Here is a 16514-nt window from a genome sequence, read left to right as displayed (position 1 = left end):
GCATTATCTCTCCCGACTTGCACATTTTCTTTCGGGCTGTTCTTCTGTCTGCTCTGGCTCGGTATCCATAACGGAAGTATCTTTTTCATTCAGATTCAGCTCAATGTTAAGAGTGTTCAGCCGTTCTGTTTTTTCTTTCAGCTCATCTTCAAAGGCAAAAGGCTTCTTGATTTCCTCCTTTGCGATTTCAAGCTGTGCGATAGTTTCCGCCTTTTTGGTCTTGGCAGCTTCCAGTCTGGCGAGGAGCTTTGACAGCTCGTTCTCAATTCGGGTCAGATTTCCGAGAGCATCAGAGCCTAAATCCACCTTATGCTTTGCCTTTCCGCAGAGGTTCATACAGTAATGGGCGTTGACGGTATCATAATAAATCTCCATTCGGAAACCTCGATAGCTGCCGATTTCGGTAGGTGCAGACATCGGATAATCCTTGCAGATTGCAAGAAGCATTTCGCCTGCGTCTGCCTTTTCGGTGTAGGTCACGCCTTTTAGGGTCATCGGGCAGAACTTATCCTCGCCCTGCGGCTTGTGCTGCTCGGCAAGAGCTACATCATTTTCATAGCCTGCAATGCGTTCCTCATACTCCTTAATGGTCTGGGGATAGTATTTCAGCACCCTGTCCTCAAGGTCGTAATGTTCGGAAAGATAACTCTGCTTTAACACTCGGAGCTTGGAAACCTGTATATCCAAATCCATCTTTTCCTTAAAACGGGCATCGCCTGTGGCAAGCATTTTAACCTCCGCAAAGGACAGGGCAACCTCGTCCACATCTTCGGCAGAGCGTACAGGGCTTTTGCTCGTCATTATCTGGCTGATAAATTTCTGCTTGCTCTCCACCAACTGATAGAGGTAGGCATCAAAAGTTTGCTCGGTCACATAGCGGTAAACCTCCACCTCTGGGAACATATTTCCCTGCCGTTCAATACGCCCCTGCCTTTGTTCAAGGTCGGAAGGACGCCACGGACAGTCAAGGTTATGGATTGCTATGAGCCTGTCCTGCACATTCATACCTGCTCCCATCTTCGGAGTAGAGCCGAACAGCACACGGACTTCGCCGCTTCTGACCTTGCCGAACAACTCTTTTTTCTGTGCATCGGTGTTCGCTTCGTGGATAAATCGTATCTGCTCCGCAGGGATACCACGGGCTATCAGTTTCTCCCTCATATCGTCGTAGACATTGAAAGTGCCGTCATTTTTCGGGGTTGACAGGTCGCAGAACACAAGCTGTGTCGCTTTGGTATCGGCGTGTTCCTCCCAGATGCGGTACACATTATCCACGCAGGCATTGACTTTACTGTCTGGATCATCTGGCAGCATCGGGTCAATCATCCTCTGGTCAAGAGCCAGTTTCCGCCCGTCATTGGTTATCTTGAGCATATTGTCGATGTTCGGCTCGACAAGCCTTGCCCTGACTTTCTCAGCCCGCTTCGCAAGGGAAGCTACCATCTCGGTCTGTATCTCGCTCGGCTTGGTCTTAATATTGTGGTAATTGACCTTTGGCACGGGGAGCTTTAGCATATCGGCGGTCTGAATATCCGCCACCTCACGGAACATCTGCATCAGCTCTGGCAGGTTATAGAACTTGGCAAACCTCGTCTTGGCTCGGTAATTTGTGCCTTCGGGTGCTAATTCCAGAGCTGTAACCGTTTCTCCAAAGGTAGAAGCCCAACTGTCAAAATGCTGCAAACCATTCTGTGCAAGGGTGTCATACTGCAAGTACCTCTGAACGGAGTACAGCTCAACCATTGAATTGCTGACAGGCGTACCCGTTGCGAAAACCGTGCCACGGTTGCCCGTGATTTCGTCCAGATAGCGGCATTTCATAAAGAGGTCGCTTGATTTCTGGGCTTCGGTCTGGGCGATACCGCCTACATTTCGCATCTTGGTGTAGAGGTACAAATTCTTATAAAAATGGCTCTCATCAATGAAAAGCCTGTCAACGCCGAGCTGTTCAAAGTCGATAACCGTATCCTTACGCTTGGTGTCGTTAAGCTTTTCGAGCTTCGTCTTGATTGCCTTTCGGGTTTTCATTAGCTGTTTGACCGTGAACTGCTCGCCTTTGGAAGCCTGCACATCATCAATGCCACGCTCAATATCATCAAGCTGCTTCTCCAACTGTTCCCGCTGTCGTTCTATGCTCATCGGAATTTTTTCAAACTGAGAATGCCCAATAATGACTGCATCATAGTCGCCTGTGGCAATCCTACCGCAGAACTTCTTGCGGTTTCCTGTTTCAAAATCCTGCTTTGTTGTAACAAGGATATTTGCACTCGGATAGAGCCGCAGATACTCAGAAGCCCACTGACCGACAAGATGATTCGGCACAACAAACATGGATTTCTGGCATAAACCGAGCCGTTTGCTTTCCTGTGCGGCGGCTACCATTTCAAAGGTTTTTCCTGCTCCCACCTTATGGGCAAGAAGCGTATTGCCGCCATAAAGGATATGGGCGATAGCGTTGACTTGATGGGGTCTTAGTGTGATTTCTGGACTGATACCTCCAAAAGTGATATGGCTTCCGTCATACTCACGGGGTCGCACAGAGTTAAAAGTGTCGTTGTAATAACGGACAAGGCGGTTTCGCCGTTCTGAGTCTTTCCATAACCAATCCTGAAACGCCTGCTTGATGACTTCCTGCTTCGCCTGTGCCGCCGTGGTTTCCTTTGCATTGAACACCGCTTTTTTATTGCCGTGTTCGTCATACACATAATCAAAGATACGGGTGTCACGCAGGTTTAAGGTGTCCTCAATAATGCGATAGGCGGAAGCCCTTTTCGTACCATAGGTACTGTCCGCCTTTACATTCCCCATATCGGAGCTTTTATTTTCTATGAACCAGTCTCCGTTTATCGGGGTGTATCGTACCTTTAATCTGCCTGCGGCATAGCTTGACGGAGTTAAAAGCTCCATCACAAACCGCTGTATATCTTCCTGCGGTATCCAAGTCGCACCCAGACGGACAGAGATTTCCGCCGCCGATAGGTCTTTGGGAATGACCTTTTTCAAGGCTTCCACATTAACTGCAAGCTCTGGGTCATTCTTGGCAGCAAGCTCCGCAACCGTCAGCTTGTTTCGGACATTTCCCGACAGATACTCGTCTGCGGCTACATAGGAAACAGGCTCACAGTTCGGTACTTTGAAGATAACACCTTGTAAATCCTGCACAAGCTCAGCCTGCATTTTGCCTGTGAGCTGCTCCATATAAGGCAAATCAACACGGGCTTTCTCCCCGATAGAGAGGGCGAGGGCTTCGCTTGCGGTTTCAACAGAGGTAATCTCACGGTGGGGCTTGATAGTCCGCTTTGTGAACATATCTGCCTTCCGTTTGAAGTTGCCCTCATCATCAAGCACCTCCAGAGAACATAAAAGGAAGTAGCTCTCGTCTGAAGCAAAAGCAAGATAGTTTCCTCGGCTGTTGATTAGACCGTATTTTGCGGTATAAACATCATACAGACGGTTGAGGTTTTCCTGCTCGGTGCGTATCATTTCCTCTGGGTAATCCTCGGTCTGATACTCAATGAGCTTACGCACACAGTCACGGATTTGGATAAGTCCCTTAATACGGTTTTCTGCGGTCATCGACACAGAAGCAGGTTGCATACGGTCGTTCTCTCGGAAGTAAACCCTGCCGTCCACCAGAGTAAAAGAGAAGTTACGCACATTCGGGTCAGCAGGAACGGAAAGCTCCTGCTCATCGGAGATTTCATCAACCCTATTATCAAGCTCTGGGATTTCGCCGTTTATCCTCTGAACTGCATTGGACAGAAGCTCGGAAAGTGGTATATCCTTATGGGCTTTACAAACAGGCTCAAAAGTACCAAAGCGTGTGCTTTCCATCTTTATTTCGCCCAACACCATTTCGGGGTGTTCGACAAAATATCTGTTCATCGTAACACCGTTTTCGTCTGTATCAAGGTGTACCCAGTCTGGCTCTATATCCATCACTCGGTCACGCTTTTGCAGGATAAGAATATCGCTCGTAACCTCCGTGCCTGCGTTTGCCTTAAAAGTGTTGTCAGGCAGACGGATAGCTCCGAGCAGCTCGGCTCTCTGAGCAATATACTTGCGTATTTCGGGGCTTGCCTTATCCATTGTTCCCTTAGAGGTAATGAACGCAACAACACCGCCCGCACGAACTTTATCAAGAGCCTTTGCGAAAAAGTAGTCGTGTATGAGGAACTTCTGGGCGTTGTATCGGCTGTCATTGACCCTTATCTCACCAAACGGCACATTGCCGAGAACTACATCAAAATGGTCGTCTGGGAGATTCGTTTTCTCAAAGCCCTCAATGGCAATGTTCGCTTTTTGGTAGAGCTGTTTTGCAATCCTGCCTGTAAGAGAGTCGATTTCCACACCGTGGAGCTTGCTGTTTTGCATACTATCAGGAAGCAGACCAAAGAAATTGCCTGTACCGCAGGACGGCTCCAAGATATTGCCCTGTGAAAAGCCCAGGCGGTCAAGTGCGCCATACATCGCCTTGATAACAACAGGCGGCGTATAAAAAGCGGTCAGCGTTGACTCCATAGCGGCACGGTATTCCTCTGGGGAAAGGCTGGCATATAGCTCCTTAAACTCCTCCGCCCACGCCGCATTGTGTTCGTCAAATGCCATAGAAAGACCGCCCCAACCGACATACCGAGATAGGACTTCCTGTTCTTCGGGTGTGGCAAGGCGGTTTTCGATTTCAAGCTCGTGCAGCAGGTTGATTGCCGCCATATTGTTACGGAATTTTTCTTTTGCCCCGCCGACACCGATGGCGTCATCAATAATACGGAAATTATGACGGTCTGCGGCAGGAGCTTCCGTTTTTTCTTTGGGCGGTAATTCGGTTTTTTCCTGTTCCAATAGCTTTTGGATATAGCCGATTTTCTCCACTCGGTTTATCGGAAAGCCCACATTGTTCTGGAATGTGATGTCACGCAGGGACACATCGCCGCTGATTTTGCCAATGTTCTCAATGAGATATTTACGGTTATCTATGATGATTTCCCTGCCTATGAGGTCGTCTGCGGATTGCTCCATTTCAATGGCAGGAGCTTCTGAGCCATTCATTATATCGGCATACGCCTGTGGTTTTTCTTCGGCTTCCTCGGCTGTCCTGTACCAATCACTTTCGGTAGCCATAATCTCATCAAGGAGCTTCTCGTCCTCTTGGGTCAGCTCGGTGTGCTGTTCCAAAAATGGGATAAACTCATCTCTGCCACGGAGCAGGCTTTCTCGGTCATCTCCATATAGCTGTTCGCCCTTTGGAGATAAGGCATAATCGTAAAAATTCTTAATGTGGGCAATTAAATCGCCCTCACCATCGCCAATATCAAACCGCCCTTCATAGTTAAATTCCTCGCCGCCGATAACAGCCTTGATAACAAAATCTGTCTTGTGATACCACCCGATATTTTTATCGCCCTCACGCTCACGGTGCTGTTTCTCGTCCAAAATACCAAGCATCTTATTACCCAGAGCAAAGCTCAAATCCGTATAGCGGTCATTAAGCTGTCTGTCATAAAAGGCAGGGTGCTCAGAAAAACCGATAGAAAACTGTATTCCGTCCTGCTTTTTCTCGGACGGTGTTTCTGTCCTCTGTTTCTCGGTTACGACCACCTTCAGATGGTCGTTTGCAGGATTTTCCGTTAGCTTTTCTTCAAAGTCGGCTCGGCTGTATTCCTGCCCCAAGATAGGGAACTCGGCATTTTGCAGGTAGACCTTTTCCTCAGTAAGTGTTGCAATCTCATATTTATCCGCACCGATATACACCACATCGCCCTCATTGTAGAGGTAGCGGAGTGGGTGCAGCTCCCTTAATTCCTCGGTGAACTTCCACCCATTACTGCGGCTGAAAACTGAGGTCGTTTTCCATTGTACCTGTGCAAGAAAGTCTATGAGCTGTTGAACGGTTGAGGGGTCGGACAGGTGCTGTTCCATTTGCTCGGCGGTAACATCTGCAAGGTCGCTTCGTTCCACAACAGATAACAGGTCTTTTTCGTACCTGTCCAAGTCACGGATAAAGTCAGATAGCCGCAAAGCAAGGGTATCCCGTTTGTCAGCAGGCGGCAGGTCACGGTGGGCGTCGATAAAACGCTGCCTTGCTATTTTCCTCTGGGTGTCAATCTCATATTGGGGAGCTGACACGCTCTCAAGATAATCGGCATAATGGTCTTTTTCTTTCGGATTGAGATAGCGGTTATCCTTAATCAGCTCACGCAGACGCTTTTCAACCTCTGACCATTTCAACACAAGGTCGTGATTGGTATAAGTGCCGTTTCGGTCAATGGCAAGACCTTTGCTGTCATGCCAAGAATGACCGCTGAAACCATCGGGGAAGATGTGCGTACCGCCGCCCGTTCCATACTCATTTTTAAGGAACTCAATATTTTTCTGTCTATCCTCGCCCTTTTGAAATTGGCGGTAGATGCGGTATTTTCCGTCCGCAACGCCGCTGCCTTTCTGAAATACGGAGTCAATATCTTCTTTGGAAATAGCAAAAGCAGAGGCTTTTTCGTCCTCTGCTTTTGCTATCATTTCGATTTGTTCATCTACGGTTGGAAGATTGACCCTGACCTCATCATCTTTGGCAACGCTTACTTGTAAATCAGTTCGGTCAGTATCACTTCCTCCGCTTGGTTGCGGATGTTGTTCATCAGTCCGACCCACTGCATCGGTGCTTTCTCTTTCAGTTCCTCTGTCACGCCCTGCTCGGCTGAGAGCCGCTTCGTCAGAAGCTCCAACCTCTGGAGTGCTGTCTGCTCTACCTCGTGCAGATGCCCGTTCAGTCTGCCCGATGTCAGCAAGTTGAGATAGGTCACTCTTTTGTGTTTCTCCAGATAATCCCTGTGCATCAAAGCGTACCTGCCAAGCGGAAGCTCTGGCTCTGTCGGTAATGTTAGGTCGGGAATAAGATAATCCCCCTGTCTGCTGTAAGTGATTTCGCTCATTGTATTCGCTCCTTTCGGGTTGTTGTCTGCCTTTATCATACTGAGCCTGCGTTCTTTGTGCAAAGGTGCGATTCTGGTCTTTTCCCGCTATTTGCACATTTCGGATAGACTGTGAGATTTCCCGTAACGCCATTTCCGCAATATCGCTCGTGGCAATGCCGATGGCGTTTATCGATGCAGGGGTATTGAAATTTACAATATCCACAAAATCCTCTCTGTCAAAAAACTCATTCGTATCCAGACCGCAGCGGCTGATCAGCATAAAAGCAACGCTGTTTGCTGCCAGCCGCCTGTAAATGACTTCTATATTAAAGTCGTCCAGTTCTTCCAAAAAGCTGTCTTTCGTGCAGTCCTTTAACTGAGAAAAATAGTCTTGCAGATTGTCCTCCACGGCGTTCTTTGCCGTTTCCATTAAGGCAGAAGCAAGGTCAATGCTTTCCACATCTCCAAACCTGTCCGAGAGCCTTTCCATAACAGCCTGCTCGTATCGCTCATCCATCTGCCATATCGGAACAGGGTGGCTGCCATAATAGCCCTCGTGGGTGTCGGACACATCAAAATAGTATTTCAGCGTATTCCTGCGACCTTTCGGGTCAAATACGGCAATACCCTTGCTGTCCTTATTGACCCAACGTTTGAACTGACTGTTCCAAGTTTCGAGCTTCGCAACGGCGACAGCATCGGGGCGTTGGGCGTATATTAAAAGCTGTTCGTCAAAACGGCATTTATAGTTGCGGCAGGCAGAGGACAGAAAGCCCTGCCACGCCTGCGGATTTTTTGCAACTGCAACGCCTGTACGCCGATACAGCTCTGTGATTAGCTGATACTTCGCTGCCATTCAACCTACACCTCCTTATCGTTTCTGTTTCAAATATTCCTGTTTACTCACTCCGCACCACCGCCAAGAAAAGAAATGACCTTGTTCGATTTAATGCTCTTTTGCAGGTCATTGATGAGGGTAATATCCGCAACCGTAATGCCCTGCATAGAAAGAATATCGTCCATAGTCATAGCGGCAATCGCTTTTTCATCGGTAAAGCCTGCTTCCAAGACCTTATTCAAGACCTTGACGGCTTTCTGATTAACAGCCATATTCTAAATCCTCCTTATCGTTCTAAATCCTCCTTATCGTTCTAAATCCTTGTGCTTCGGTGTTTTCTGCGGCGTTTGTTCCGCAGGTTTCGGCTCATAGGTCGCCCCGTTTTTCTGCATACGCTCGGCAAACTCGCAGATGTGGTACAGATTGCTGCCGACTTCGGTATGGTATTCATCAATAAAGCGGCAGGGATACTCCCGTTTCTCTCCCCGAGAGGTCGTGACAATGACCTTTCCGCCGTCTGGGATACGGAACAGTTCTTTATATTGAGGGTCAATAAATCGGATACCTTGTTCTGCTTTCTGGATATGCTTATCAAGCCATTCCTTCACATAGCAATAGCAATAAAAATTATAATCGCCTTTGGTGGGATTGCACCGAAGCAGAAAAGCGTGTTTCTCCGTATCTACACGGAAACCGTACTCAGTACAATAGTTGCCCTTTATCGCACTTTCGGGAAAATGCCTTGCAAACGCACTCATATCATAGCGGTTATGCAAAAGCCCTTTATCCTCCCGTAAAGCATTGATGACCGTATCAAGGTCTGCCTTAAATTCATCAGATTTCCATTGTGGTCTGGTATCAAACCAAGTAGTGTAGAATCCATAGCCCGTTGTGGCAAAGTCACCACGCAGATGTCCGATAGTACCTGTCTGCCCCTCAAGCTGCATACTTTGGGCATAGGTGTATTTCTGTTCTGTCTGGGTCAAAGGTCTTGTCTTTATTTCTTTACTCATTCGGCTGCTCCTTTCTTTCCTTTTTCTCCTTCTGTTTGTCTAAAATCTTGCGGATACAGACATCGCAGAAAATAACTGACCCGTCCTTATATCGGGGATAAGGACAGGTCGTGCAGTCATATTTTATTTTATCGCTCACGGTCATCACCGTTTTTCTGCTTCTGGGCAGGCTGATTATAGGGCATATGGCACTCTGACTGGTATCGTTCATTCAGCTTTTGCCGTGCAACATCAAGCTCATTCGTGTAATAACCCCAGAAATAATTTGAGCCGCCCTTGCAGTACCAACACACATAAGGGTTGGGTGCGTTGGGATTGTGACCGATGACAAGCTCTGTACTCCCGATAGTACAGCTCTCGATGATTTCATAGTTCTGATTGGAGCGTTTTTCTTCGTCCATAAACACCTCTCTATTCTTTGGCATAACGCCGATAGGCTTTTTCGCCCGTGGCTCTCATTTTTTGCACAGGGTGACTCCCTGCAAGCTCTGGATGCTGTGCCTGTAGCTTGCGGCGTGTCCTGCTGACACTCTCAAAGCTCGGCAGACCGAGATATTTGTGCTGCGTCATTATCTCTGCAAGCGGCATTGCCCCTGCGTCCTTCAGACAGGCATTACAAAGTACAAGATACAGCACCATATCGTCATTTCTGGCATCTTCATTCTTTTCCAGAACAGCTCTGACTTTCTTTTCAATGGTTTTTAGGTTTCTCATCTTTACCTCCATAAAGGAAAGGGCGGCATCTTTCAGCCGCCCAAACCACTTACTTATTCTTTCTGTTACGGATATTCAGCCATACCGCCGCACCCACAATGAACACGACAAGCACGATTGCGATAATGGTTTTAGCGTCCATCAATTAGTCCTCCTTTTTCTTCTTTCTGTTCTTATAGCCAACAAATCCGAGAACACCCGCACCGACAACAGACAGAGCCGCAAGGCTTACCCATAAGCCCAGATTGAAGTCGTCGCCTGTTTTCGGAGTATCCCTGAACTCATTGTGCATCTGCACGATAGCCGTAGCATTCACCTTTACCGTTACCTGTTTATCGGCAGGAAGGATATATCCTGCGGAAGCCTTGTCGCTTACTTCGGATACGGTATAGTCGCCAATCCGCATGCCCTCAATCACGATTTCTCCGTTCTTATCTGTCTTAAAGGTCTGGTCATAGTCCACGCCTGTCACTCGGAAAGAGAAGCCCTCCACCTTACCGTCAGAGGAAGTCTTTACGATTTTAAGAGAGCCTTTCTGTGCTGCATTGATAAAACCAACACCCGCCTTGTTTTCCACGGTGTAGGTCTTGCCGTTCTCCTCGATGGATACGGCATACACATTTTCATCAAGCACAAAGCCTGTCGGGGCTTTGGTTTCCTTTACCAGATATTTGCCGTAGCGGAGTTCACTCATCTGGTAAACGCCGCCGTCAAGTTCTTTCATTTCGCCAAGCAGTGTATCGTCTTTATCCAGTTTCCCATTGCCATTAGTATCGGAGTAAACCTCAAATACCGCACCAGACAGCTTGTTGTCGGGATAATCCTCATCAACCTTTGTCAAAGCGATGTTGCCCTTAATGAAGTAGTTGACAAGTTCGATTTCCACAACTTCGTCCACCTTACCTATAGTCACGGCGATTTCTTCCTCGGAGAGTACATATCCCTTCGGGCTTTCGATTTCACGGATTATCCAAGTTCCATACGGCACTTTGGTAAAAGAAAAACTACCATCATCTTTTGATGTGGTAGCGGCAATCGCATTTTCCTTTGTAAACTCGGTAGTTCCTGTCTTGAAGATACCGATAACTGCACCGCCTAGAGTTTTTCCGTCCTCATCAGATTTCTTACCGCTTACAGAGCCGTAAATAATGTCATTTGTGATAGCTTCGCCCTCGTTGGCTGTAATGCGGATAGTTTCGGTATCCTGTCCTGCGTATTCAAAAGTAACAGGGTATTTTGCATCGCTGACAATATATGCGGAGTTGGTCGAGATTTCCTGCACATAATAGCTGCCCATCGGCAGGTCGCTGATTGCTTTCCCGTGACCGCTTTCATCAAGGGAAATGACCTCAATCAGACCGTCCGCAGGAATGGTCTTTCCATTTGCGGCTGTGAGTTCCTCCGCCGCATACAAGCCAAAGGTCACATCAAAGATTTCTCCATTCTTGCCAATGCCGTAGGCTTCATCAATGGCAAGGCTCTTGATGAGGTCGATTTCAACACGCTGTCTTTCATTATAGAAAGAAGTAGCCGTTTCCGTTACATCAACATTCTGTCCTTCATACACAAGCTCAACAGAACGAACTTCCTCATTCAGCACCATTCCATACGGAGCTGTGATTTCCTTAACCTCATATTTTCCGAGATACAGTTCTTTGGATTTTGCTGTACCGTCCTTTCCTGTCGTAACGGTATCCACAACCTCGCCCTTGTTTGCTCTGACCGTTCCGTCCAGAGTGACAATATCCTCGGCTGCGGTAATCTCATAGACTGCACCCTCAAGACCGCTGACAGAGAAAATCGGCTGATACAATCCCTTATCGCCTGCCACGGAGCTGAATACTTCGCCAGACTTTTCTACGGTAATTGTACCTTTCTGTGCCATATTGGAGCGTACTACCTCAATAATGGTAATGCCGCTTTCTTCCTCGGAGTTTTCCTGCACTACATCAAAATAAACAGGCTCGGAATTTAAGACATACCCATACGGGGCTTGCACTTCCACAAGGGAATAGCCTTTGCCGTATTCCAACGTCTGCGGTGTGATAAGGTCGCCGTCTGCCGTAGTATAGAAGGTGTCAATGGTCGACACTTCGGGATAAGTGAAAGTCATAGTCACAAGGTTTCCATTTGGGTCGTAAATCTGGAAGCCTGCACCTGCATACGGGATTGTATTGCCTGTTTCTGCATCTTTTTTTACGATTTTGATATAGCTCTCAAAGTTAGCGTTGTTGATAAGGTAGCGGTAGGTCTGACCGTCCTTGCTGATAAACACATCAAAGTCTTTCATCAGTTCACGCCCCTCCCAACCAGAGGTCTGGCGGACGGTATAAATGCCATACGGCATATCCTTTGTCTGGGCAAAACCGTTCTCGTCACAGGTCAGCACATCACGCTCGGTTTCCTTTGCATTTTCATAGCTGCCTGCAGATTTGAGGAACACTTCAAATACCGCACCTTCTTCGGGTGTTTCAATCTGGGTTTCCCCGTTATCCGTATGCTTGATGAGTGCGATATTGCCTTTGATGACCTGTTCATTCACATCGTTTTCGGTACTGTTCAGCTCTACCGTGTATAGCTCTGGTTCTGCACCTACCTTGTGGATTGCGGTATCCAGAAGATATCCCTCGGACGGGCTGATTTCACGGACAGTCCAATCATTGTCACAGATATAATACTTGGTCGTAAACTGACCGTTTTCATCAGTCGTGTAGGTGTCAATCAGTTCCTCACCCTTATAGATGCCGTAAACCGCACCCGCAAGAGAAGCGTCGCCCTGCGGAGAACCTGTTTCTGCATCGGTCTTTGTCACAGTCACTTGGAATTTCTTCAATACATTATCGAAGCTGCGTTTTGTGACCTTGTTCCATTCAATCGGAGCTGTCTGGGAAGCAGGAACGACATAGCGGACTGCGGTATCCACTTCCTCAACCACATACGGGGTATCGCCGCTGATAAGGACATTTTCAAACTTTGCCAGACCGTTTTTATCAGTCACGGCATACTCGTCAACAGGCAAGCCGCTTAAAGATGTGCCGTAAAGGTGGAATTTTATTCCCTCCACCAGATTGTCCTCGGAAGTCTTGACGATTTCCAGACTGCCACGCTTCAAAGTATTGCTGAAGGTCACAGCAGAGGTTTTTCCTCCAATAAGGGTCACGGTCTGGGTTTTCTGCGGCTCATAACGGTCAATGGACTGTTCTGTGACGGTATAAGTGCCAGGGAATAATCCCTCCACGGAGACAGAGCCGTCCTTTCCTGTCTTAACTGTCTTATTGAAGTTATCACCTTTGATTGTAAAAGAGATGCCCTCCACAACTCCGTCCTCAGAAGTCTTTTTGAGGGCAATCGTGCCTGTCGGCGTTTCGATATTGATATATGCAGACACGGTATCAGCATTCTCCACACCTGTTACCAAATCCTGCAAGTTCGGGTCGCCATAGGCAATGAGCTTTGCACTGCTGCTGACAGTCGGCACATTGTTCCTCTTTGCCGTAATGCGGACAGAACCGCTGATAGCTACGGTGGAGCTGATTGTCAGCTTATTTCCAGACTTCGATACACTCACATTGCTGTCAGAGCTTGAAAAGCTGTAATCGGAAAGGACGCCGTTGCTGTCCGTCAATGTGATGCTGTACTTTCCGTCCTTGTAGGCAAGCTCCTTTGTGATGTCATTCTTACCGCCCGACATAAAGCTCGGAATGGTGTTATGCTCACGCAGCATTGCAACAATCTGGTCATACACTGCCCTTGCTCCGCTGTTGGCATAATTTGAACCGAAGTGCAGGCTGTAAACGGTAGTGCTTGTCTGGTTATATGAGCCTGTGGCTTCACGGCAGCCTGTGACAAACTCCCAAACGAGTGTCTGCGTGGCAAGCCATTTTTCATCATCACTTCCCGACAGATTATTTCGGTTGCCCTGATACCCATAGAGCAGGGCAAGCCCAACCGCCTTTTTCTGATTGGCTGAAAGGGCGTTCCAAGTATCAGAGGAAGCCTTTTTCAAGGTGTTTCCTGTTTTCAGCGGTACTCCTGGCTGAATACAAAACGCATTCTCACCGTCCACAAACATACGGTACTTATAATTTCCCGTTCCGCCTGCGGTATAGCTGCCGATATTCGCACTGGAATTGTACCTCATCGCATTACCGTTGCTGTCATAGGTGTGGGAAAAGGAAATCGTCCCGATGTCACCCGCAGCAAACGCCGTCGCAGGCATTATGGATAATGCCGTGACCGCAGCCATTACAAAAGCCGCAGCCTTTTTGAACAATTTAGGGATTTTCATTGTTACCTCCTGTAATTTGGATTGAATATTTTGCCTTACTGACCGAAAAAAGCTGCCCGTTATGGACAGCCTAAAGTATTTCTTTTCTCGGATAGTTACTGGCAGTAGTTAGGGGGTGAGGTGTGGAGAGGGGGAAGCCGAAATAATGACTATCCACTCAAATGGGCAGACCTCGCCCTCGATGTGTGGCTATCTCTCGTGAGCCTTGTTCCGCTGCAAGTGTCGGTTATAAAACTCCAACGCCTTGACAACAAAATCCGTTTCCTGCCCTCTGGGAACAGTCTTGGGAATGAGCTTGGTTATCCTCTCGTCACGGAAAGCAGGTTTTTCCTTCTGGTTGGGCTTTTCTTCCTCCATAATGGACTGGATAACCTCGGAAGTGAGCTTGCCGTCGTGGTTATACTTCTTCATTTTGATAGCCTGTGCCAATGACGGGGTAGCATCGTTGTACTCCATTGCTTCAAGCAGGGTGTATTGCTGTTCCTCGGTCAGATAAGAAACCTCAACCGCAGGACGAAAAGCAATCTGCCTTTCATCTACCATTTGCAGGATTTCGGGAACAAGCTCCGTTAGACGGATATACCTCTGAATTTGATTGCGGCTTTCTCCAACCTTTTCGGCAAGTTCAGCATCACTCCTCAACTTTGTCCCCATTGGGGACGAAGTTAAATCACTTCTTTCACCTTGTCGTTTCATAGCTTCCAACCGCATTTTATACGCAAAGGCTTTTTCACTTGGTAGAATAACGGAGCGTTGGAGATTACTTTCCACCATCACAATAATGGCTTCGTCACGGGTAAGCTCTTTAACCTCGCATTTCAGCGTTTCAAGCCCCGCAAGTTCACAAGCCTTTTTTCGCCTGTGACCGCTGATAAGCTCATACCGTCCGTCCTCTTTTAAGCGAACTGTCGCAGGGGTCATTACACCGTTTCGCTTGATACTCTCGACAAGCTGTTCCATATCTTCGTCCATTAAAACCTTGAACGGGTGGTCTGGAAACTCGTCAATCTCCGATATGGGAATATCCCTTATCTTAGAGAGCTTTTCTTCCTCACGGCTTTCGTCCGTTTGGAAAAGGTCATCGTATGCGGTCAGCTCGATTTTGGTTTCTCTGCTTCTCGCCAATCTCTGCCACCTCCTTTCCGAACTGCTCATAGGCTGCGGCAACCTTGCCGCTTTTGTCGTAGGCAAAGATACTTTTGCCTTCTGCGGTAGCTTCCACCGCACGGATAGAATGAGGTATCTCGGTATCAAATACCTTGATTTTCTTACCGTATGCACTTTTGACCGTTGCCGTAATTTCCTTAGAAATGTTGGTACGGGGCATTACCATAGTCATTAAGATACCGTCTATCCGCAGCTTTGGGTTGATTTGCCGCTTGACCATTGATACGGAGCGAAGTAAAAGCTCCAGACCTTTAGCCGAGAGATAGTGGGGCTGTGTAGGGATAATCACGCTGTCAGCCGCCGCCAGAGCATTGATGGTTATCATACCTAAGCTCGGCATACAATCAATAAGCACATAATCGTAATTCTTTTTAACCTCATTGACATAGGTTTTCAGCACACGCTCACGGCTCATTGCATTGATTAGCCTTACCTCAAAGCCAGACAGCTCAATGTTTGACGGAAGCAGGTCAACGCCCTCTCTGTGGTGGATAATACCCTGTGAAACATCAAGCGTTTTATCGTCTATGATGTTCTGCATCACAGTAGAGAGCGTTATGGGAATATCGTCTGGTCTGTTATAACCCAGAGCCATCGTGAGATTTGCCTGTGCATCGGCATCAATCAGCAGGACTTTTTTACCCTGTTGCACCAGACTTACGCCCAGATTGACCGCTGTGGTTGTTTTTCCGACACCGCCTTTCTGGTTAGTCAGAGCAATCACTTTGCAATTTGACATAGATGCGTCCTCCTTTCACATAGATTTAGCCACTTTGTCAAAGTGGCTATGTAAACAGTACCAGAGAACGCAAAAAAGCCGCCTACTCTTAAAATCAATAAGAATAAGCGGCTTTGAAATTTGCCTTAGACATATTCAATTTTCATTCTCTTGGTCGGTGCATTTATGACCTTAAAAACAAGCTCGTCAACACAATCCGTATATCTGCCTTGCTGAATGAGCTGATTTTTTAACTCTACAAGGCTATGTATTAAAAGTTTTCTTTCGTGGCTATCCAAATACAGATGATTAAATTTCTCTCTCATAAGCACACCTCCACTTCTTTAGCTTCATTATATTGGAAAGCAGGGGAAAGGACAAATCTGCAAAAAGGGATAAAAATAAGCGTACCACTATTTCTAATGATACGCCTATCCTCATTAAATCACTTCAAAATGCTTCAACGCATCCTTTATGGCTTCCACTTTCTCTGCTGTCGGATGCTTCCTCGGCTGTTTCAATTCCTCTACCGCATTAGGAGCATCGTACATTGGCAAGCCTAAATCTCTCTTTACCTCTGCGATATATGCGGTATGTACCTTGAAGCCGTATTTTGCTTCTATGTACTCCTTTATCATTTTGTAGGTCACTCGTTCCTTGGGCTTGTATTCTTCGGCTCTTTTAGCAATATTATCAAGTGGAACTTTTCCCTCACCCTCGCCAAACTCAACTTTTACGTTGATATGTCCGTCTGGCTTTTTGTGGGAAAGCAGTACTACCGTCTCTACATGTGTTGAGACTAACATCGGAACACACACCCTTTACCTCGTCACTTATATCGGAACACATTTTTTTCACTTTGTCT

At 47.3% G+C, this 16514-nt stretch carries 9 protein-coding genes and 1 pseudogene; all 10 read right to left on the bottom strand.

Features of this window, described 5'->3' with window-relative positions; all coding sequences use genetic code 11:
* Positions 1–3: 3 nt before the first annotated feature.
* Entirely contained in the window at positions 4–7767 is a 7764-nt protein-coding gene (locus HED67_RS11215; RefSeq protein ID WP_221718351.1) for an LPD25 domain-containing protein, read from the bottom strand.
* Positions 7768–7814: 47 nt separating this feature from the next.
* A complete protein-coding gene (locus tag HED67_RS11210) occupies positions 7815–8021 on the bottom strand; it encodes a hypothetical protein (RefSeq protein WP_006857236.1) in 207 nt (68 codons plus the stop codon).
* 33 nt (positions 8022–8054) lie between these two features.
* Positions 8055–8762, bottom strand: a complete 708-nt coding sequence (locus HED67_RS11205) for a hypothetical protein (RefSeq protein ID WP_246612200.1) — start codon at positions 8760–8762, stop codon at positions 8055–8057.
* 128 nt (positions 8763–8890) lie between these two features.
* Positions 8891–9163 (bottom strand): hypothetical protein, encoded by a 273-nt coding sequence (locus HED67_RS11200; protein ID WP_221718350.1) that lies wholly within the window; start codon positions 9161–9163, stop codon positions 8891–8893.
* Positions 9164–9173: 10 nt separating this feature from the next.
* Positions 9174–9476 (bottom strand): hypothetical protein, encoded by a 303-nt coding sequence (locus HED67_RS11195; protein WP_117638563.1) that lies wholly within the window; start codon positions 9474–9476, stop codon positions 9174–9176.
* 145 nt (positions 9477–9621) lie between these two features.
* Entirely contained in the window at positions 9622–13764 is a 4143-nt protein-coding gene (locus HED67_RS11190) for a SpaA isopeptide-forming pilin-related protein (protein ID WP_221718349.1), read from the bottom strand.
* A gap of 189 nt (positions 13765–13953) precedes the next feature.
* Positions 13954–14889, bottom strand: a complete 936-nt coding sequence (locus HED67_RS11185; RefSeq protein WP_195523160.1) for a ParB/RepB/Spo0J family partition protein — start codon at positions 14887–14889, stop codon at positions 13954–13956.
* On the bottom strand, positions 14843–15670 hold the full coding sequence (locus tag HED67_RS11180; protein ID WP_118633363.1) for a ParA family protein: 828 nt from the start codon (positions 15668–15670) through the stop codon (positions 14843–14845). The genes HED67_RS11185 and HED67_RS11180 overlap by 47 nt, the downstream gene beginning before the upstream one ends.
* 125 nt (positions 15671–15795) lie before the next feature.
* Positions 15796–15975, bottom strand: coding sequence for a hypothetical protein (locus tag HED67_RS11175; protein WP_118280264.1), 180 nt, complete (start codon positions 15973–15975; stop codon positions 15796–15798).
* Between the two features lie 114 nt (positions 15976–16089).
* Positions 16090–16440: pseudogene (locus HED67_RS11170) on the bottom strand (23S rRNA (uracil-5-)-methyltransferase RumA); the annotation flags it as partial.
* Positions 16441–16514: the final 74 nt, after the last annotated feature.

The sequence above is a fragment of the Pseudocoprococcus catus genome (genome assembly GCF_019734885.1).
In the GTDB taxonomy this organism is placed as follows: Bacteria; Bacillota; Clostridia; order Lachnospirales; family Lachnospiraceae; genus Coprococcus_A; species Coprococcus_A catus.
The sequence above is the reverse complement of the archived record's forward strand: the minus strand, read 5'-3'. Positions and strand labels throughout refer to the sequence as shown.